At 51.7% G+C, this 21,782-nt stretch carries 14 protein-coding genes and 1 riboswitch; of the genes, 3 read left to right on the forward strand and 11 right to left on the reverse strand.

Translation table 11 applies throughout. From position 1 onward, the window contains the following. The 6 genes from QVO66_RS01145 to QVO66_RS01170 all read right to left on the reverse strand — a co-directional run. A partial coding sequence (locus QVO66_RS01145; protein ID WP_288172415.1) for an AAA domain-containing protein occupies positions 1 to 2,336 on the reverse strand: 2,336 nt, incomplete at its 3' end. A 165-nt stretch (positions 2,337 to 2,501) separates the two neighbouring features. Further along, the gene (locus QVO66_RS01150; RefSeq protein ID WP_021853534.1) at positions 2,502 to 3,509 is read right to left on the reverse strand and encodes a YqiA/YcfP family alpha/beta fold hydrolase; all 1,008 of its coding nucleotides are present in this window, start codon (positions 3,507 to 3,509) and stop codon (positions 2,502 to 2,504) included. Between the two features lie 399 nt (positions 3,510 to 3,908). Next, positions 3,909 to 6,161, reverse strand: a complete 2,253-nt coding sequence (locus QVO66_RS01155; RefSeq protein ID WP_021853535.1) for a DUF5074 domain-containing protein — start codon at positions 6,159 to 6,161, stop codon at positions 3,909 to 3,911. Positions 6,162 to 6,195: 34 nt separating this feature from the next. Then, positions 6,196 to 7,473 (reverse strand): hypothetical protein, encoded by a 1,278-nt coding sequence (locus tag QVO66_RS01160; RefSeq protein WP_021853536.1) that lies wholly within the window; start codon positions 7,471 to 7,473, stop codon positions 6,196 to 6,198. Between the two features lie 6 nt (positions 7,474 to 7,479). Beyond that, complete coding sequence (locus QVO66_RS01165; protein WP_021853537.1) at positions 7,480 to 8,646, reverse strand: YncE family protein; 1,167 nt, start codon at positions 8,644 to 8,646, stop codon at positions 7,480 to 7,482. Continuing rightward, entirely contained in the window at positions 8,646 to 10,649 is a 2,004-nt protein-coding gene (locus QVO66_RS01170; RefSeq protein ID WP_288172416.1) for a TonB-dependent receptor plug domain-containing protein, read from the reverse strand. Before QVO66_RS01170 ends, QVO66_RS01165 begins: the two co-directional genes overlap by 1 nt. Before the next feature lie 48 nt (positions 10,650 to 10,697). Beyond that, positions 10,698 to 10,886, reverse strand: a riboswitch (cobalamin riboswitch). Between the two features lie 588 nt (positions 10,887 to 11,474). On the opposite strand from QVO66_RS01170, the gene QVO66_RS01175 reads away from it, so the two are divergent. The 3 genes from QVO66_RS01175 to QVO66_RS01185 all read left to right on the forward strand — a co-directional run bounded on the left by QVO66_RS01175 (position 11,475) and on the right by QVO66_RS01185 (position 16,017). Next, a complete protein-coding gene (locus QVO66_RS01175; protein ID WP_021853539.1) occupies positions 11,475 to 13,118 on the forward strand; it encodes a LuxR C-terminal-related transcriptional regulator in 1,644 nt (547 codons plus the stop codon). A gap of 233 nt (positions 13,119 to 13,351) precedes the next feature. Beyond that, the gene (locus tag QVO66_RS01180; RefSeq protein ID WP_021853540.1) at positions 13,352 to 13,705 is read left to right on the forward strand and encodes a hypothetical protein; all 354 of its coding nucleotides are present in this window, start codon (positions 13,352 to 13,354) and stop codon (positions 13,703 to 13,705) included. Continuing rightward, entirely contained in the window at positions 13,702 to 16,017 is a 2,316-nt protein-coding gene (locus QVO66_RS01185; protein ID WP_021853541.1) for an outer membrane beta-barrel family protein, read from the forward strand. The genes QVO66_RS01180 and QVO66_RS01185 overlap by 4 nt, the downstream gene beginning before the upstream one ends. Positions 16,018 to 16,216: 199 nt before the next feature. On the opposite strand, the gene murI is transcribed toward QVO66_RS01185, so the two are convergent. The 5 genes from murI to QVO66_RS01210 all read right to left on the reverse strand — a co-directional run bounded on the left by murI (position 16,217) and on the right by QVO66_RS01210 (position 21,765). After that, positions 16,217 to 17,053, reverse strand: coding sequence for a glutamate racemase (gene murI / locus QVO66_RS01190; RefSeq protein WP_021853542.1), 837 nt, complete (start codon positions 17,051 to 17,053; stop codon positions 16,217 to 16,219). A 235-nt stretch (positions 17,054 to 17,288) separates the two neighbouring features. Continuing rightward, entirely contained in the window at positions 17,289 to 17,801 is a 513-nt protein-coding gene (locus tag QVO66_RS01195) for an OmpH family outer membrane protein (protein ID WP_021853543.1), read from the reverse strand. 68 nt (positions 17,802 to 17,869) lie between these two features. After that, a complete protein-coding gene (locus tag QVO66_RS01200) occupies positions 17,870 to 18,376 on the reverse strand; it encodes an OmpH family outer membrane protein (protein ID WP_021853544.1) in 507 nt (168 codons plus the stop codon). A 145-nt stretch (positions 18,377 to 18,521) separates the two neighbouring features. Further along, the gene (locus QVO66_RS01205; protein WP_021853545.1) at positions 18,522 to 19,034 is read right to left on the reverse strand and encodes an OmpH family outer membrane protein; all 513 of its coding nucleotides are present in this window, start codon (positions 19,032 to 19,034) and stop codon (positions 18,522 to 18,524) included. Between the two features lie 115 nt (positions 19,035 to 19,149). Further along, the gene (locus QVO66_RS01210) at positions 19,150 to 21,765 is read right to left on the reverse strand and encodes a BamA/OMP85 family outer membrane protein (protein ID WP_021853546.1); all 2,616 of its coding nucleotides are present in this window, start codon (positions 21,763 to 21,765) and stop codon (positions 19,150 to 19,152) included. Positions 21,766 to 21,782 lie beyond the last annotated feature (17 nt).

Below are 21,782 nucleotides of genomic sequence, written 5' to 3' on the forward strand. Positions count from 1 at the left end.
TCGCTGCCCAGCCGCAGATAGTCGAGCGAGGCGTCTTCGAGCATTGCGCATATCTCGTCTACGGCCCTGTTGGTGTATGCCATGAGCAAAACCGACGCACCGGGGCGCGTAAGTTCCTCCTCAACCATAAACCTCAGAGCCATTGATGTCTTGCCCGTGCCGGGCGGACCGACGAGCAGATAATAGTCGGATGCCTGCATTGCGCCCAGCAGTATGTCGTCGTAGCTCAGGTTATAACTCTTTGTGAGCCTTACGCTATCGTTTCTGCGAGGGGCACGCTGACCGAGAAGCAGACTGCGGCGATCGTCGGGAGCGGTTACAAACTCAAGCAATGCGCGCGCTCCGCTGCTGCCCGAAGCGTCTGTTCCGGCATGCTCTACGGCATATACCATTGCCTTATGCATGTCGTCGGGCATATCCTCTGGATGCTGAACCTGCAGAACGTCGGGGTTCTGCTGTCCGTCTGTCAGCACAACAGTTATCTCGTCGGTGTGCAGTTCGTCGATGTTTCCCTTGTAAAGTATGGCGTTGCGCACATCGGGAACGCTGTCGGCACGATACTGATAGAGATAAATCATGTCGCCGCGGCGGAAGTTTGGCAAGAAGCCCTCACCCTGTCCGGGCACGGAGAGCGTTATGCGGTCGGGCACGGAACTGCCTTCGGCACACTCCTTTGCCTTTATCGTCAGGCCGGTGTATATGTTGCCGGTCTCCAGCTTTTCTGCCAGCGGCATGTTCCAGAGGTCTGCCGAACAGCTTGTTACGCCTTCCTGCGAGCCTACCTTGCCTAAGAGTTGCTCACGATATACGAACGTCATCATGCGGCAAAAATACTCGCGCTCAAGCGGCGGCATGGCTGCCAACGGTCCCGTTACGGCCTCTATCTGCGGCAGAAGGTAGCGCTGAAAAAACGATGAAGCGGTCTTTGTGGTGTTGAGCGTGGCGGGCGTAAGCTCGGGCAGCACGCTGTCGAAGCCGTCGAGGGCTATGTCGAAGTCGGCAGCGACAATCTTGTTGCGCAGACTGATGGCCTCAGCGAAGAGCTTGCGATAGAAGGCTACGGCAAGGAAGCCCTGTGCCGGAGGATATTTAGAATAGAGCAGACGGATGTCTGTCTTGTTGAAACCAAGATTGAAGTTGTATCTCAGCACGCCGTAATACAGCAGCAGCTGAACATAATGCGGCTCAAGCTGCAGGCCCTTGCCGCCCGACTGTGCGGCGCGCTCTATGTTGAGGTTGCGCCCCGACTTCTGCTCAACAAGCAGACGGAAGTCAGTGGTCATGAGGTCGACACGGCCCTGAAGGCCAAGACGCTCGCAGACGAACGACGGCTCGAGCACAACACGACTGCGGTCGTATTCGCCGAACATGCCCGTAACGGCGGCGTTGATGTTGGATGCCTGCACGGCGGCGTTAGCCTTGAACACGGCAGGATTGAAGTCGGTGCAGGTTGAATATTCGAGAGCCTTCTCGCTGAAACTCGATTTCAGCGTAGACGCCATACTGTAGGTGCCGCGACTGTTGATAATATCGTCGAGCACGCTGCCGGCAAGATTACCAAGGAGTATTGCCTGACTGTTGGCGCGCGGCTTCATTCGGTCAAGGGTGTATATCAGCGGATGGTGGCCGTACTCCTTAAAGCATGCGGCTATTGAGCTGATGTCGATAAGATAGTCGGGCTCAACGATAACGAGCGAAGGCACGATGATGTCGCATTTCACGTCGCCCTCGCTGCCGTTGTATGTGCATGAGCCTTCAAGCTTGCAGTCGAGCAGGTTGAGCTGCATACCCTCGCGCAGCAGTTCGGAGAGATAAGTGAGGTCGTCTGCCGTATAGTCGGCAGCAAGCATGGCTCCGCCGAGCACCTCCTCGGCAGACACATAGATATATTTGTCGTCGAACCCTCTTACGATACATCTCACGTATCTTACGTCGGTGCCTTCTGCCTTGGTGTAAGGCTTGCGCTCGGCAGGCAGCACACGGAGCAGCTCGCCCGGCACGTCGGTGCCCGTAACGGCAGAGATGAAGCGGCTGAGGGCGCGCATATCGTAGAAGAAATCTTCGCGCGAGAGCGGCTCACTGCTGTTGGTATGGCGGCGCATGGCCTGAACTGCAATCCAGTCGGGCAGCTTGACGTTGTGCCTCTTGCACAGATAGTCGACCTGCGAAAAGAGGTTACCGAAGGCCTGTCCCGTGTCGCGCAGTCCCTCATGACAGGTCAGCACCAGCGTCTCGTGCGCCATCTTGTTGACGCTCTTTGCATCGGCAGTATCATAAAGGCGCGTAAGTTCTAAAACGCGAGAAAAGAGTTCACTATTAACGTCTTTATAATTCACAATTCACGATTTTATAATTCACGTTTATAAGTCATAATTAGCTAATGCCGAACTTTGTTTCACAATTTAAACGAGACATCACCCTATATCGTATATTGTTATAGAATGACACCCGCCCAATTATGAATTGTGAAACGAAGTTCGGCATTAGCCAATTATGAATTATCATTGTCCTCCCAGCCTGCTGAAAAATTCTATTATCTCTTCCCAAGTCTTGAAGGTGTCGCTTCCAAACTTGATTAGCGTGCCCATAAAGTCGGCTGCGCCATACTCGTCTGACGGGTCGATGAGGTAGTCGCCGTAGATAAGATCCTTGCGGTTGGTGAACACAAGGTGCTGCCATGCCGGAACGTTTACCACGTCTTCAGCCCAGCGCATCACTTCGGCAATGTATTCAGGGTTGTAGGCAGGCGACGGAGCAACGATATACATGGCGTAATGCTCAAAGAGATAACGGAACGCCTTCATAGCGCTCGACATCTGATTGCCGCGTGCGTCGCGCAGCGTGTCGATGCTGACGTATATTATTGGGCGCTCGCGATGCTCCTGTCTGTCGTCTATCCACTGCACTACGGGCAGCACAGAGTGGAGCAATATCTTGTCGTTCATGCGATGCTCGCCGTGAAAGCTGATGGCGTTGCGGTAGTGCTGCGAGAACAGGTCGCGCGTGTGCACCACGGGGTCTTCGTCGCCGAACAGTCCGTAAACCCTGTCGCGGCTCTCCTCATCGGTTACGCCGGCAAAGCATTTGGCGGTAATCTCCTTATATTCCTCCACGAGAGCCTTGGTTACGATAAACTCCTGAACGCCGTCCTGACGGGGATTAAGAAAGGTGTTCTTGCCCAGCATGCCATGCTTCAGCATGGTGTCGCCCATCTGGAAGGCAGGATTTACCAATATGCGGTCGTATCCGTAGAGCATCTCGGCATACATTCCGCCCATCGACGTACCGATAATCAGGTCGGGATTTTCAGTCTCGCAAGTATGGTGAAGCAGGTCCATGGCCTCGGCAGGATGCAAAGGCAGGTCGGGAGCCACTACGGTGGCTCCGGGCAGCATCTCGCGAATCTTGACGACAGTGCCCGACTGTCCCGATGAACTGAAACCATGAACATAAAGGATTTTCTTCCCCTTCATTATCTCGGGGAACTGTATAGCATAATTATTTTCCATTGTTTTTGCAAGCTATAAGGATGTTACTCTGACGGGATGCAAAGTTAATGAAAATATTTCTCACGGAGAAAGGCGCAACGGGGATAAAGGTTTAAAAAATCGGAACGCCGGCGGACGAAATGCGAAATGCCGTCTTTTGCATTGCGAAAGGTAACCTTTCAGGCTGCAAAAGGTGGTCTTTTAGAGGATAAAACATGACCTTTTGCAACACATTGAATATCAAGCGGTTACAAAGGCAGATAAAAGACAGGCGAAAACGGGGTTGAAAATGCGTTTTGACCATTATTTACGCATCTTCATCATGGCCTAACTACAAAAAGAAAAGGCACGCCTGACATACGATGCCGGGCGTGCCTTTGATGTGTGATGCGCCACGAGGGGCGCATGCTGCTGCATGATTTAGCGCACGATAACCTTCTTGATTGTGCCGTCGCTCATACGGATTATGTTGATGCCGCGCTGCGGAGCGTTGAGCATCTTGCCGTCGAGCGTGTAGCGGCCTGTTTCCTCAGCCTTGGCGCCTTCAACGGCATCAATGTCTGTAGCCTCAGTTACTTCTACGCTTACAACGGTCTCAGCCAGTTTGCCGTTAGAGTTGATCTGGATGGTTATGTCTGCCTTGCCAGCCTTGAGCGGAGTTATCACGAGGTCGCCGTCGACCATTTCAGCCTTCAGCACTTCTTCGTCGCTCACCTCCTTGACGGTCTTCACGATGGCAGCATCCATGTTGTCGGCGTCGGTAGCCACGTCTTTCAGCGAAACGGTGGTGCCGTCCTCGGTTGTAAGGCTTACGGGGTCGATGTCGGCAACGACAGGAGCCTCGTTGTCGGGGAATACCGGAAGCGACGGGAACCAGTAGTTGCTTATCATTGAATACTCAGCTATCTGCTTGCCTTCGTTGTCATATTTGCGCACAACGTAGGTCGGGTCGCCGTAGCCTTTGTAGAGGCTTACTATGGCTTCGTCGGTAACAGGGTCTATGCGGAACGAGCATCCGTAGATCTGCCAGCCGTCGGGGTCGTCGTTATAGTCGATGAACGTGCTGAAGGTGTTGCTGTCGATGTCGTATTTATAGACAGTCTTGCCACTGAACCAACTGCTGTTTCCGCCGTTCCAGTAGAGCACGTTGTTCTGCTTGCTTGCGCAGAAGCAGTCGGGTGTCCATGCATACCATGAGTTTGCCGGACCGAAGATGCCTTCGGGGCACTCTATGACGGTCTGCTCGAGCGTTGCGGGGTTGAGCTTTACTATACGTGTGTCGGCCTGGCCTGAGCCTGACGATGCCGCCAGACTGAGCCACAGGTTGCCGTCTTTCGACAGTACCACAGAGCCGAAGCCCCATCCTTCGGGAGCCTCAACGGTCTGCTCTACCTCGTCGGTTGCGGGGTTGATTACGAGCAGTCCGTTCTTCTGATGAACGGCAAACACGCGGTCATTCACGCGCGCCATGTTGCCAATCTGTCCTCCGTAGAGCTGCTGATACGGGTCGTCGCTGTCAGTTCCGGCTCCGCCTACGCTGCCCGTAATCTCCAGTTTGTCGAGGTCGAGAACGTAGATGCCGTTGCTTGTGCCTACGTATGCCTTGTGCTCGTCCACTCCGAGGAAGCCGCGGCCGTCGGCAATGCTTGAGCCATTATCGTCAACGGCAATGTTTTCTATCTGCTTCAGCACCTTCATTGTCTTGGCGTCGCAGATGGTTATGCGTCCGCCCATGATGCTTGCGCCCGGATCTTTGGGCTGCTTGGCTATGATGAAGAACTTGTCGCCGTAGATTGCTCCATACTGCACGGTGGCTCCAAGCTCAACTCCGGGATTCTCCTTCTGCACCACGCGGTAAACCCATTCGCCCTCGTCTGTGAGGAAGTTTACGGTAGAGTTCTGGTGGCCATACCAGTCTTCGTTCACGATGAATGTGCCTTTGGTGTAGTCAACCAGCACGGGCTCTGACGTCAGCGCAGGCAGATAATACAGCTCGCCTATCATGTTGCCCATGTTCATGTCGCTCATGTCTCTCACGGCCGACCATCCGTCAACGCATCCGTCGACAAGTTTGCGGCCTGTTGCGCCCACGTTAGAGTAGCCGAACGCTTCGCCCGGAGTGTCGCACACCCAGTAAGACAGATAGCCGTCATACCAGCCTGAGAACCAGAGGTCGTCCTCGTCGGCCGACACATAGCTGTCAAAGTCATAGCTTGTGGTGTGCAGCAGTCCGTCCTCATCAGGCTCCACGGCCTCTCCGTTCTTTGTTATGCTGAATCCGTCGCCGTCAAAGTCGTAGCCCACACCGCCAATGGTGGTGCCGTAAGGAGTGTTGCCATAAACGAGAACGATGAAGTTAGGGTCGTTCTTTGCTATGTTGCAGAGCATTGCTGCACCCGTGCCGTCGGCCTCGTCGGTCCAGCGGTAGCCCCACACATAGAGGCGTTCCTCGCGGCTGTCGTTCCATTTGATGACGAGCGCGGCCTGCTTGTCGCCCTCGCCTATCCAGCGTGTAATCTTAGAGAAGTCGACATCGCACGTGTTGTCGGTGGCCGACATCATTACGGTTCCGTTCTTGATGTTGCGCGGAACGCCCTGCACCTTTATTGTCTGGGCGATGGCAAATACGCCCGACAGCAGTGCAAACAACAATAAGTAAATCTTTTTCTTCATAAAGAACTTAACTTTTAAAAATTAAACATGTTTGTTATTTATTTGTCTGTTTTGCTCGTCTTATGGTCATGGGAGCCGCATTGGGCTGCATGTCGGCCTGCACGTGCAGGTCTTGCGCACGCGAAATCTCGGTAGAGGTCTCGCCCACCCATCCGCAATACTGGTTTACGCCGGTGTAGACACGTATGAAGTCGGCGCCCGGCAGACTGACTTTGTTACCCTGACTGTCCACAGCCCAGCCTATGTCGAAGCTGTTAAGGCCGATAGAGTCGTTGGGATGGTTGTCGGCATAGCCCCACGGATATGAGTAGAGAACATAGTAAGAGCCCCATCCGCTCACGTCCTTGCCGTTGTCGGGCAGGCGTGTTCCGCTGAACGTAAGCTCGTCGGCATCTATCCATTCGGGATAATAGCTCTGCGTATGGTACATGTTCTTATATATATGTCCGCTGTTTCCGCGGTTGTCTTTCCATGGTATGTAGAGCGTGTCGGTGAGCGTTCCCGATATGTCGGGCACAGGATCGTGCTCCACCGGACGGCTGTAGGTTATGCCGTAGTTCTTTATCGTGGCGCTGTTGTTATATTCGCTGCCGGCAAGCTCATACCATTCGTCGTCGTCAGGGCGTCCGTTCATGTTGCGGTCGAACGCCACCATCACTATGCCCGGCTCGCAGTTGCCGCCCCGTTGCTCGGCATATCCGGGTATGTCGGAGTAGAACGAGTTGCCTTTTATGTAGAAGTCTTTCTCGCCCGGCACGTTCACCACGGTGTGGTCGAAGGCAAACGTAACGTAGCCTCCATAGGCTCCGAGGGTTATCATCACGTCGTTCACTAGGTCGTCCTCGGCCTTCTGCCTCATTGTTTCAGTGTCGTCGCCGGGCTCATATATGGGCATCGTGTTGACAAACTGGCCCGGAGCGGGGCAATATTCATACACGCTTGCCGTATATGGACTATACTCCACTTCCTCGTGAAGCACCGTAACGGGAAATGTCTGCTTATATCCGCGCCCGCCGTCGTCAAGCTCGAAGGTAATCACATACTCGCCTTCGTGCTGCGCGAGGAAGATATACTCGCGCTCGGTGGAAAGGAGCGAGTCGGCACCCGATGCCGTCCTGACGGTCCATCGGTAAGAGTCGCCGGTGTAGGCAGGGGCAAGTCTGAGCTTCTTCATGCGTTCGATGTAGTAATAGTCGTCAAGACCTGAACTGACATTCTCGGCGTCGCGTTCGCACGAACACGGCAACACAGCCGCTACAACAACGGCAGACATGACCGAAAGGCGCACTATATGATGTTTTATTCTGTTCATAATGAATTATTTTGAAGAACCTTTTATGAAGCACATGTGGGCAGGAATGTCGCCCGTGCGCACGCTCCACTTGTGTTTTCCGTCTTTCGAATAGCAGTGAAGCACGCCGCTCGACACGTAGTTTTTGGCGTCAGTGATGTATATGTCGCCTGTGTCGGGGTGTATGCTGATACCATACGGAACGGTGATGTCGGCCTGCGTGCCGTCGGTTATGAACGAGTCGCTCACGCGCTTCATCGTCTCCGTGTTTATTATTCCGTAGGTTATGGTGTTCTGCTGGGTGTAGTTGTTCCACTCGGTGCTGTAGTAATAGAGCGAGTCGCCGCTGATGCAGAAGTTCGAGCAGGGAATGTTGAGCGTGTCAGTTACTTCCATCTCGTTGCGTCCGCTCTTCTTCTGGAGCACGTAGAGATTAGAACTTATGGTCTCATAGTCGCCTCGCGACGTAACCCAAAGCCGTCCGTGGCGGTCGGCCCTGATGCGGTGGAGGTTGATTCCGACGGGTATCTTCTGCATCTGCCTGAACCCTTCAAACTCTATCACCGACACGGTGTTGTCGTAGTTGGGCGCCATGTAGCCGCCGGAGTTGGCCACATAGAGGTATTCGCCGAGCACTTCGAGCTCTTCGGGCTGGTAGCCCACGGTGCATTTGTCCACCACCTTGAGCGTGAGCGTGTCCACCTTGTAGACCGCACCCTTAACGGCGTTGGGATTGTTGAGCTGAACGGGGCCGACGTAGGAGCTGACATAGGCGTGGCCGCGGTAGAAGTTTACGTAGCGGCAGTTGGGTATGTCCACCTGAGATATGCGCACCCCGGTGCGTGCGTCGAGCACTTCCATCTTGTTGGAGCAGTTGACCACGACGTAGAGTTTTGAGCCGTAGACACGTATGTCGTTGCCGACGTCGCCAAGTTCCTTTATGACATGGGGATTACGCTCGGCGTAGAGGTTGCGCACATAGTAGCCCTGCACGAAGTCGAGATAGTCGAGCGTGCACTTGTTGCTGCCCATGTTGCCCTCGTTGAGCAGGTACATGCCTACGACATCGCTGCCTTCGGGCACGGTTACGGGCAGTATGTCGTACTCCGTAGGCACCACGACCTCATCTTCGCGGCATGACGACAGCAGGACAGCCGACAGCAGGAGGATATACAAAAAATGTATGTTGTGCATCATAATTCAAAACTTAGGGTAAGACGATAGTTGCGCTTGGGCATGGGATAGTTGAGTATCACGTCGTAGTCCTGGCTGAAGAGATTGTTAACTTCGAGCTGAACCTTGGCCGAATAGCGACTCCAGCGGAAGCTGCGCGCAATGGAGATGTCGCTCGTGTACCACGGCTGCGTGTGGTTATACACGATGTTTTCCTGCTGATTATAGCGCTCGCCGGTGTAGATAAAGCTGTAGTTAAGGCTCCATGAGCGCCATGTTGCCTGAACGATGGCCGAGCCGCTGTGCCATGGAATGTAGGGTATCTGGTCGCGATAGTAGGTGTCGGCAGGACTGGTTACGTCGATTGCTTCCTGATAGGTGTACTGAAGTTTGCCGGTGATGTAGAGGTCGCGCAGCGGATTGAGCGTGAGCGAGCCGGTCAGGTCGATGCCGGTGATGCGCACACGGCCAAGATTGAGCATGGTCCAGCGGAACTGCGCGCCCTTGGGATAGGCCACAATCTTGTCGCGGACGAAGTTGCGGTAAGCATCGGCATGAAGGCTCCATTCGGTCAGAAAGCCGCGGCTGCGGCGACTGTCGTAGGCAAAACCGATGTTGTATTGGGTGGTGTATTCGGGCCGCAGCTGCGAGTTGCCCATGTCGGCATAGTAAAGGTCGTTGAACGTCGGCATGCGGAAACTGCGCTTAGCAAAGGCGCGGAGCGTAAAATCGGAGCTGCCGAAGGGCGCCCACGACAGGAAGAAGGCGGGAGTAAGCACGGTCTTGTCGCCTGCCGACTTGGCCAGACGGGTGCGGTCGTGAACGTAGTTGAGCACAAGGCTGCCCTGCATCTTGACGCGGCCGAGGGTAATGGCGGTGGCAGCCGAGAGGAAATGGTGCCAGCGGGTGGGATAAACGAAGCCGTACATGTCGGCATCCATCGTGTTCCACTGCACGTCGTAGGCAGCCGAAACGTCCCAGAAGTTGGTGATGTTATATAGGTGTGACGAAGATAGATACAGCTCCTTCTGCCGGTAAACGTTGTCGATCATCATCACGGTGGTGTCCTTGTTGACGTATTTGGTGAGATAATAGGCATACTTGGCCATGAGGCGGGTGTGATAACGGCTGCCGAAATCTTTCTGTATTGAGCCTTGCACAAACGAGTTGTTGTCCCAGATGCGCTCGCCGCGGCGCCACACATTGTTGACAATGGCCCCCGGCACGCCTCGCTCCGACGTGTAGTTGTATGCCTTGAGCATCCACTCGCCGCCGCTGATGGTGCCGAAGAGCGCGCCCTCCATGCGCGTGGCGCGCACGTCGCCGTTCTGTCTCACGGCGGTGGTGTCGTACATTATCTCGTCGGTCATGACGGCCTTGCGGCGGTAGCGGAACTTATACTTGCCGCTGCTGCTGAGCCACTCGCCGCTGAACGACGCCGACACCTTGTCGGAAAGGCGCAGCTCTATGAGCAGGGCGGGATTGACAAGGTCGAACGAACCTGTCTTCAGCGTGGCTTTGAGATGATAACTGGTGCTGTCGGCAAACACGGGGCGGCGCGTCCACATGTATATGGAGCCGGCCGAGTTGAAGTCTTTTGCCGACTGGAAAATCTGGCTCTTCTGTCCGTTGTAGAGCGATATGGCCTGCATGTTGTCGAGCGAGAACATGCCGAGGTCCACCTGTCCGTTCTGCGCGTTAGACAGCTGTATGCCGTCGTAGAACACTCCCACGTGGTTGGTGCCCATGCTTCGTATGTTGACGGTCTTGATGCCGCCCACTCCGCCGTAGTCTTTCAGCTGCACGCCGGCAAAGAACCTGAGCGCGTCGGCCACACTCAGGCTGTTGAGCCGCTGCAGTTCTTCGCCCTTAAGCTGCTGCGACGGAATGACACTGCGCTGGCTGTTGCCCAGCACTACCACTTCGTTAAGTCTCTGCACACTGTCGAGACGGCTCACATGCTTTTGCGCATAGCCCGTAAAGACAGCCATGCACAAGAACATAATGGCTAATCTTTGTTTCATAAAAAATTAAGAATGCTCTCCTGAAGCCTAATCCACGAGGCTGCGGAAGGTTATTAAAACAGCAAGGCAGGTCTTCTGACTTACCGCCCGGATGCGAACGCCTTCCCGAAAAAATGTCAGTGGCTTCATTGTTCGCACCCCGATATAAGGGCGGATTACAGCAGCGGGTCTGTCCGGGATTCTCACCCGGTTCCCTTTTAATCGCCATACGGCGAACCGTTGCGTGGGCAAAGTTAAGTGTTTTTATATTAACGGCACCATGTTTTTACATAAATGTTTTAAATTTAACATATCGGCAGGTAAACAGCGAGTTGACAGACATGACGGCAAAGAACATCGGCACAAGGCACAAGAACCACTGCCGGAACATGGACCAAGACACATGGACAGAAAGGCTGAAAGCAACAGAACTAAAGGTCTGCTGACGCCAAAGAAAAGGCATGGCGAAAGCAGCATGAATGTAAAAAGCCACGTTTTGCGATGTAAAAGGTATCCTTTTAGGCTGCAAAAGATGGTCTTTCAGGAGCCCAAAGACCACCTTTTGCAACACACTGAATATCAACACATTACAAAGGCGCATAAAAGACGGTCTGTCTTTCCGCAAAACCAACCCGCACACTAACCTTAGACGGATTGCCCGGACAGTGTTTATCTGTGATGCATTCCTCCCCCGGAAACATCTATGCGACAAAGACTGACACAGGCGTGTGTAACGGCGAACGAAAACAACAAAGTTTTTTGATTTGGATTTGCCTTAAAATCCTTATCTTTGCATGACAACAAACATGAAATAAGCTATTTATGCATAAAAAGGCAATATATATAATGATGCTGGTTGCGGTGCTGCTTGCGTCATGCAGTTCACCCGGAAGGAAGGCGCTGGAGCTAAGCGACAATATGCTGAAGACAGCACCGGAGAGGGCATTGGCCATACTGGACTCTATAGAAAATGCCGGCGGACTGAACAGGGAAGAGCAGCTGCACCTGGTATGGAACCGGGCTATGGCCCATCAGATAATGGGGATGTCTCTGGCTGAGGACGAACAGCTGCCGGAGGCCATCATGCACTATCGTGAAGAGGCCGACAAGCAAACAGACAGCTATCTTCTGGAGGCATCGTACCTGAACTGGAAAGGCAAGAGGGCTGACGCCATAAACGTCCTAAACAAAGGGATTGGCAAGATTAAGGATGCAACAAAACGGGTTAAGCTGATGGCCGAACAGGCAAGGCTGCTTGAGCTTCAGCGGGAATACTGCAAGGCTGCCGAGGTGATGAAAAGGGCGCTGGAACTTAATCCGACGAAACGTGACAAAGCAATATTGAACTATAAGATAGGACTGAACCTTTCGTTAGCGGGAGACCCTCGGTCGGAACACTTTTACAGCCAAAGCGTAAGGATGGCCACTGAGAACGGCGACACGGCCATGGCGTGTGAGTTTCTGCGCAACTATGCCGACTATCTGGCAAACAACGGAAAGTATCGCCAATCTAACAACGTTTACCGCGAGATAAGCCGAATGATGCCGCAGATGGCAGGTCTGTCGGCCATTCAGATGGCCATGGCAGGAAACTATATCAATCTGCACATGCCCGACTCTGCGCGCATCTGCAACGAAAAGGCCATAGAGAGCGAAGCGAGACTTGAGGCAAAAGGCTTTGACGACATTTCGCGCAGAATGGTGATAGAGCTGGAGCGCTGCCTGTTAGACTACAGGGACGGAAAACCCGTATCTTATGTTGGCTTATCCCGGTATTGCGACTCGATAACTGCCGACATGCATGCCAAAGAGAGCACCCTGGCAAGACGGCAGGAAGCGAAGGAGCGCCTGCAGTGGGCAAACCACGAACTGAGACTTGACAGACAGCGTATGGGATGGATGCTGGCGGCAGCCGTGCTGTTGCTTCTGCTCGGCGTGGCTGGCGGATGGATATATTACAGGAACCGACTAAGCCGGCTGGCAGAAGCCGAAAACAGCATAGACACGCTGAAAAGGATGCTGAAAGAGACGCAGACTCCGGCGGAAGAAACACCTGAAGAAAAGCAGCAGAGGAGTGAAGACGACGCCTTCTTCAAGAAAATACTTTTGCAGCAACTTGGAATAATACGCATGGTGGCAAGCACCCCGACCAACCATAACCAGGCTCTTCTGAAACGCATAGCCGGCATCAGTGAGGGCAAGATTCAGACAGACAGTCTGCTTGTGTGGCCTGATCTTTATCTTGTAATTGACCGTCTTTATGACAACTTCCACAACAGGCTTACGGAACGATACGGCAATGTGCTTACGGAAAAGGAGATACAGATTGCCTGCCTGTTGTGCGCCGGCTTCTCAACAAAAGAGATTGGCGTAGTAACACAGCAGTCGGATGCCACGATTTATGTCCGCAAGACTTCCATCAGGAAGAAGACCGGGGCTGCCGAAGGACAGGACATCGTGTCCTACATCAACGGCATTAAGGCCGATTAAGACGCGGCAGGGCCACATTTAGATTTACAAAAAGCGTAACCACTGATATTCAGCAGGTTACGCTTTTTTCATTAAGACTTTTTATTTGCCTGTTTAGTCGTTATAAGGTTCTTCTTCGCTGTAACTTTGCATCGTCAGAAGTCTAAATCCATAAAGGGCGCATGGGGCATATTGTCATGACGCCCGGCCTCTGACGGCAAACCATAATATCAACAAAACGGAGAAGAACCATAATGAAAAAAAGCAGATTTGTAAAAACAGCAGGCAGCCTGTTGGTCATCATGCTTATTGTGCTTGCATCCGCCGGACAACTGCATCTGCCCGGACACGGCAACAGGACCAACAGAAGTTTTGAAGAGGCGGTAGTAAGCCATGTGCAGACCACACTTGCCAAGGGAGAGAAGGTTGAACTCGGCAGCAGATTCTTATGTAAAGACTATAAGGAAAACGGCGAGCTGCGTTTCGCCTGCAACGTAACTTACTGTGTGGTTTCAGTAAATGGCGTAAAAGAAATGCATACAGCCCATGTGGTATGCAACGGAGAAAAAGACAGAATAATTGAATGGAAGGAGATTGAGAAGCAATGAACATAAGGAAACGTTTCACATTGATTGTGGCAGCAGGCCTTGCCTTATCCTCATTATCCGGCAAGGACATAAAAGGCCGTGTTACCGATACAGACGGTGTGCCTATGGAATTTGTAAATGTGGTACTTCTTCATGATTCTGCATTTGTCGACGGAGTTATTACCGACGGCAACGGCTGTTTCTGTCTGTCATACGACGCAGCGCAGGGATTAAGGCTAAGACTGTCATACGTGGGTTTCGACTCAAGATATGTCGACATCACTCCTGACGGCGAACTGGGCGACATCATGATGACGGCCTCAGCCAACACCATGCTGGAGAATGTGGTGATAAAAGGCAACGCCTCTAAAACTTATCTGAAGGGAAACGCTCTGGTAACGAATGTGGAGAACAGCATCCTGGCCAAGGCAGGAACGGCAAAAGATGTGCTCAGACAGATTCCAATGGTTGTTGAAACCAACGGCAATCTGGAAATATTTGGCAAGGGGACACCTGACGTTTATATCAACGGACGTAAGATCAACGACTTGCAGGAATTATCAACACTATTGTCCGGCAATATCCGGAATGTGGAGGTGATAAGCAATCCAGGCTCATCTTATGCGGCAGATGCAAAGGCCGTAATACGCATCCGCACGAAAAAGCCACAGGGCGACGGATGGAGCGGCACGTTCAGGTCGGAAGACGGATTCAGACATTACTTTCAAAGTGGCAACATGATGAACCTTAAATACCGTGCAGGAGGTTTTGAAGTATTCTCCACATTGACATACGATATGGGCAGAAACAGGGAGAAGAAGTTTACAGACATGGCTACTGTTACAAAATCTGAATGGAACCAGCAGCTCGCCACGGCCAACACCAGGCATTATAAAGGCTTTTCAGGCAAATTGGGCTTTTCATGGACAATCAGCAGCGGCCATTACATAGGAGCCTTTTATCAGAACGAATATGCAAAGAATGAAATAAGGTCGTTTATTGAAAGCGATGTGTCTGAAAACGGAACGTTTTACGACAGTTGGAGCACTGATGCCGACGACATATCGGAGAACACTCCAAGGCATGCGGCGAACATTTATTACAACGGACAGATAAACAAACTAAGCATCGACTTCAATGCCGATTACATCTGGAACAGAGGAACGCAGCAGACCACAAATGAAGAGACAAGTCTGATGCAGGAAGACCGCTACATAACGACATACAGCAAGCGCAAGACCAGCATGGCTGCCGAGAAACTGGCATTAAGCTATCCTGTAGGGAAAGGTGTCTTGACATTGGGCGAGGAATATACAAGATCCAGCACAGACAACCGCTTCAATACTGAATATGCCAACCTCAACAGCAGTCATTCAACGATAAAGGAAAGTAATATAGCCTGCTTTGTTGAGATAATGCAGCAGTTAGGCCGGATAAGCATCGGTGCGGGACTGAGGTATGAACATGTAAACTATGACTATTTTGAGCATTCTCGGTCTGAAAACAACCTCAGCCGGACCTATAACAACATCTTCCCTTCATTCAATGCCAACACAAGACTGGGCGACCTGCAGATGTCGCTATCATATGGCAACAGGGTGAAAAGGCCGGGCTATTCGGCGCTGAATGCCAATATTTCATATCTTAACAGAATGACGTACGAGTCGGGCAATCCGCGCCTACAGCCAACAAGACTGCACAACATGGAATACAGAATGGTGTGGAGGAACTATTTTGCACAGGTGGCCTATACCTATTTTGACAATCCCATTGTAAATACCACCAGGCCATACAGCAACGACGGAGAGATAACCATACTTACTTATGAAAACTTCAGTAGAAGGCACTTCGTGCAGGCATTTATGGGCGGACAGTTCAGGCTTGGGATATGGCAGCCGCGTGTAAATGTGGGAATGTTTACGCAGTGGTTTGACATTGTGGTCAACGGCAACAGCAAAAGCATGAACAAGCCCATAGGCATTGTGCAATGGCAAAATGCGATACATCTGCCAATGGACATCTGGCTGAACATCGACTGCCAGTTTACAACTGCGGGAAATGACAGAAATATCTATGCGGCACATTCTTCATACATAAATGCAAAGCTATACAAGGATTTCTGCAAAAACAGACTTAGCATGACACTTGAGGCACGCGACATATTCAACGGCTCACGCCAGAATCTTACTCTATACAACAATGCCGTAACCCTTAAGCAAAGGAATTTCAGCGACATGCGATGCCTGATGTTCACACTGCAGTACAACTTCAACGTAACACGTGACCGATACAGAGGCACGGGCGCCGGCAACACAGAGAAAAAACGCTTATAAATATCATGCAGAAGCCTTGTGTTTTTAAGGGTAAATCGTGACGGATGACACAGGAGCAGATTGCAGCAACGGCGAAACAGACGGGAAAGATTCAGGGCGGCACGCTGCTGGAAAAACATTGCAGCATGCCGCCCTGAACGGTATGTTATTAAGAACTGAACAAAAGACCGTAAGCCGCAGATGAGGCAAGCCTGCGGATTTATCCCAGCGTGATGTTCTCTACGTCAACCCGCTCATGCAGGAAGAGCTGGGCCGACTCGCGGAACTTGTCGGTGTTCTCCGTGGTGAGATAATGGCACAAGCCGTTCTTTGTACACTTTGCCTCAATGTCGGGATGGCGCACAAAGTAGTCTTTAAGGCTGTTGGACACATACTCGCCCTGCGGAACAATCTTGACACCGCGCGGCGTATACTTCAGAATCTTGTTGAGCAGCAACGGATAGTGAGTGCAGCCGAGGATGATTGAGTCGATCTGCGGGTCGCGTATCATGAGGTTCTCAATGCGCTTCTTTACAAAATAGTCGGCACCCGGACCGTCGTACTCGTTGTTCTCCACAAGCGGAACCCACATTGGGCAAGGCTCGCCCGTAACGGTGATGTCGGGAAATAGCTTGTTTATCTCGAGCACATAGCTCTCGCTCTTTATTGTTCCCTCGGTGGCAACGATGCCCACGTGGCGGCTCTGAGTGATGCTGCCTATACACTCGGCCGTGGGACGTATGATGCCCAGCACACGGCGGTTTGGGTCGAGAGAGGGCAGGTCGTTCTGCTGAATGGAGCGCAGGGCCTTGGCCGAAGCCGTGTTGCATGCCAGGATTACGAGATGACAGCCCATGCTGAAAAGCTTCATGACAGCCTGCCGCGTAAACTGGTAAACCACGTCGAACGAGCGCGCTCCGTAAGGCGCACGTGCGTTGTCGCCAAGATAAAGATAATCATAATGAGGCAGAATGTTGCGCATCTGATGCAGGATGGTAAGTCCGCCGTAACCCGAATCGAACACTCCTATAGGGCCTGGTTTTTCTGAAAGCTGCATAAGCACTGATATTTTATACGTTGAAGGCTGCCTGCAAATGCGCTGCTGACAAATTAAGCCGGTGGCACACGGGCATACAGCCGTGGAAATAAGGCCGGACCTGCCACACAAGGCGCACGGCTCCGGCCTGAAAAAGACATCAGCCACGCACGTCTGAGGCCATAAGGCAGAACCTCAAAGACATGCCGGCATGACAAATAACTGTACGGCATGCACGGCCTGAGCCGGCATGCTGCTATTTCTCCAAGTATGTAAACATGTTGCGCACCAGCGAGCTTATATCCTCACCGCTCGTAGTGTCGATATACGGCACGGCGTCGTTGTCGGTGTTGAGGATAAAGGCATATCCGCGCTCGCGGCCAACCTGACGCAATATTTCGTTAAGACGCTTCTTCAGAGGCGCATACATGTCGGCCTCGGCCTGCTCGAGCAGGCGGGCAGCTTCTTTCTTGAAAGACACGCTGTTGTTGAGAAGCTCCTGCAACTCATATTGTCTTTTCTTCAGAATTGAAGGCGCAAAGTCTTTCTGACCCTCAAGAAACGCCTCATATTTCTGGTTGAACTCTTCTTCAGAGCGCTTTGTCTCGTTGGCATACTGACGCTTAAGCTCAGCCAGACTCTTCTGCATGTCGGCATAGCCGGGCATTGCCTTGATGGCCTCGCTATAGCTTAAATAACCAAACTTAACCTGTGCGTCGGCCATGGCAGCCGGCAGGAGCAACAACAAAAAAAGAATAAGTTTCTTCATAGAGGCATAGTTAAAAAGTCAAAAGCGCCGCCTCCCTGATGGAAAGCAGCGCTCGTTATAGTGTTTAATTATTTCAGTTTATTCATTTCAGCTTTCACATCTGCCGTAACATCCTTGCTCAGAGTGTCGCTGATGTAAGGTATGCCGCCCGATACGTCCATGATGTAAACATATCCGCCGTTCTTGCCTACATTCTTTATGGCAGTCATTATCTTGGTCATGATAGGCTGCATCTTCTCCTGCTGAGCTTTCTGCAGAGCCTGCTGGTTGTCCTGCAGAGCCTGCTGATATTTCTGGAACAGCTGCTGCAGTGAAGCCTCTGTCTCCTGACGCTTTGTCTCGTTCATTGTGCTCTTTGTACGGTCATACTCGTCAGACTTTTTCTGAATTTCGTCCTGCATGGCCTTCATATCATTCTCATACTGCTTAGACTGAGCTTCAAGCTCGCCGCGGGCCTTGATGAATTCGGGAAGGCTCTGCATGATAGCCTGTGCGTCAACATGTCCGAACTTAGCGTTCTGGGCAAACAATGTCAGAGGTGCGCACAGCAACAACATTAAAACTAGTTTTTTCATTTCTTAATTGCAATTTTTATATTTAAATGTTTATTATTTGTCTGCAAAGATAATGCAAGCAGCGAGAACTACAAAATAAAAGAGTGTGAAATGCGCTTTTATTTTAATTTCAGGCGCCGGCCATATCTTGTTCAAACACAAGACATTAGTTAGAATAGCCCAACTTCGACAGCACTTCGTTGCTTATGTCTATCTTCGGCGAGCCGAAAATGATGCTTGTGTCTGACGCACGGTCGAGTATGAGCGAATATCCGCGCAGGTCGGCAATGTCCTTCACCGCGTTGTAGATTTCCTCCTGAATCGGAGTCATCAGACTGGTGCGCTTCTTGAAGAGCTCGCCCTCCGGTCCAAAATACTTGCGCTTAAGCTCGCTGGCCTCCTTCTCCTTGTTCATTATGGCCTCCTGGCGCTCCTTCTTCTGCTCCTGAGAGAGGAACACCACCTCGTTCTGATAGTTCTTGTACATGGTCTGAGCCTCTGTGTTGAGGGCGTCCACCTCTGCCTGCCACTTCTTGGCCACCTGGGTGAGCTGCTCGTTGGCACGCTCATAGGCAGGGATGTTCTTCAGGATATACTCCATGTCGACAAGAGCAAACTTCTGCGCACTGGCCGTAAATGCAACGGCCAGCATGGCAAACATCATCAATATCTTCTTCATACTTTCTTCTCCTTATTATAAATTAAACTGACAAAACCGACGTGACAGATACGCCTATATGTCCTGACGGCCAATTTATTAACTCTCTTTATCTTGACATTCGGCATCTAAGCCATTAGAATTCCTGTCCGAGGATGAAGTGGAACTGTGAGCCGCCGCGTGTGCCGAACACCTTGTCGAAGCCGTAAGCCCAGTCGATACCCATAAGACCTACCATCGGCAAGAAGATGCGGACACCGATACCGGCTGAACGCTTCATGTCGAACGGGTTGAAGTCCTTGGTGTCGTTCCATGCGTTACCTGCCTCAAGGAATCCAAGACCATAGATCGTGGTGTTGCCGAGCAGGAAAGGATAACGAAGCTCAAGCGTGAAGCGGTCGTAGGCATAGCCCTCATATCCGTAAGGAGTGAGGCTACCGTTGTCGTATCCGCGCAAGCCGATAGTTTCTTCGGCATAACCTGTTGAGTAGCCGCTCATACCGTCACCACCCATATAGTAGGTTTCGAAAGGCGATTTCTTATACTTGTTGTAAGAACCGAGCAGACCGAACTCTACGCGGGTCATGAGCACGAAACACTTCTGTCCGTTGGTAAGTGCGGTATATGTCTTGGCGCGGAACTTCCACTTGTGATACTCAACCCAGCGGTATTTCTCCTGCTGCTCGGCTGTGTATGTCGGCGACTCCGGATTGACGGCAAGGTTCTTGTAGTCCTTATGATCGAACGCTGACCAAGGCGGAGTGATTGTGAGCGATGCCATGAACTCTGAACCGCGGCGCGGGAAGAGCTGGTTGTCGGTAGATACACGCGACAGGGTGATGCCAAGATTAAGGTTGTTACAGTTACCGTTAGTAACGATAAAGTACTGCCAGTTCTTCAGCATATAGCGCTGATAGGCCAGCTCGACAGACAACTGGAAGTAGTCGTCAGGCCAGCGCAGACGCTTACCCCATCCCACTGACACACCGAGCAGCTTGACATATTTGTCTGGGTCGTAGAAGTTTTCATAATAATTATTGTAACTGTTTCCGTAACCGTAAAGGTAGTTATAATAATTATTCATGTAGGCGCTGTTGTAATAGTTGCTCGACACGTCGGTCTGCTTAGAGAAGTAAGCTCCGACAGTGAACTGTATAGGACGCTTTCCGCCAAACCAGTTGGTTGAGTAAGATGCGTTGTACGACTGATAATACGTACCGTTGGTCTGCGCTCCGATAGAAAGCACCTCACCGTCGCCGACGGGCAATATGCCGCGGTGCTCCTTATTCTTGTTGAAGAGGTTGGCCATTGAGAAGTTGTTGAGCTTCAAGCCGATACGTCCGATGACACCGGTCTGTCCCCAACCGAGCGAGAACTCAACCTGGTCGTTAGACTTCTGAACAAGATCCCAGTTGATGTCAACGGTTCCGTCTTCATAGTTAGGTCTTACATCCGGATTGATCTGCTCAGGGTCGAAGTGTCCCATAGACGCCATTTCACGTGCCGAACGCATCAAGGCCTCCTTCGAGAAGAGGTCGCCCGGCTTTGTTCTCAGCTCACGGCGCACAACGTTTTCATACACACGGGTGTTACCGTTGATGCGCACACGGCTGATGTGGGCCTGGTTGCCCTCCATGATACGCATCTCAAGGTCGATAGAGTCGCCCACGATGTTCACCTCGGTAGGCTGCAGATTGTAGAACAGATAACCGTTGTTCCAGTACTCATTGCCCACAGCGTCGTCGTCTTCAGAGAGTCGCTTGTGCATGAATTTCTGGTTATACACATCACCCTTCTTCATGCCGAGCAGACGGCTCAGATAGTCGGTTGAGAACACGGTGTTGCCCACCCATGTTATGTTTCTTATATAATATTTCTTTCCTTCGTCCACCTTCAGATAAATGCTGACATGCTTGTCGTCAACGTTCCATACGCTGTCTTCAACGATGGTGGCGTCGCGGTAGCCAAGTTCGTTATACTTGTCTATAAGGTTCTGCTTATCAGTCTTATATCGTTCGGGGGTATATTTCTTCGATTTAAGGAATGTCGACAGCTTGCCGGCCTCGTGTGTCTTGGTGAAGGCACCCTTTGTGAACAGTCCGCCCTTAATCTTAGAGTCGCTCAGGTTCTTGTTGCCCTCAATGATAATCTGGCGCACCTTCATCTTCTCCTTCTTGTCAATCTCGACGTCAAGTATCACCTGATTCTTAGCCGTAACGTCGTCACGCTGGCGTATGTTTATCTCAGCATTCTTATAACCCTTGTCGTCGAAATAGTTTTTGGCCAGCAGCTCAGCACGGTCTATCATGTTAGGCGTAATCTGGTTGCCCTTAAGAAGTCCGAGCTTTGTCTCAAGGTCCTCGCGTTCCGACTTCTTCACACCTATATAATTAATGGTTGACACACGCGGGCGCAGAGCCAGATAGAAGTGCAGATAGATTTTGTCGCCTACGATAGAGTCGGCCGCAATCTGCACGTTTGAAAACAGTCCGTGCTTCCAATAGCGCTTCACTGCCTCTGTAATCTCCTGACCCGGAAGCTCTATTTTCTGGCCGACGGTAAGGCCCGAAATACCCGTAAGCATATAATCTTCGTAACCTTCCACGCCTGACACAGCGATTCCGCCGATAACACCGGAACGCGGAGTGCCCGCATAAGAGATTTCAGGATTAACAATCTTTTCCTGCGCTACAGCCCCAATGCTGAAAAGCAATGCAGCGAGCAGTGTCAAGCATCCTATTATTCTGTTCATCTTATATGTCTGTTGTC

It is taken from the genome of Prevotella sp. CAG:255, from assembly GCF_000431195.1.
Taxonomy (GTDB): domain Bacteria; phylum Bacteroidota; class Bacteroidia; order Bacteroidales; family Bacteroidaceae; genus Prevotella; species Prevotella rara.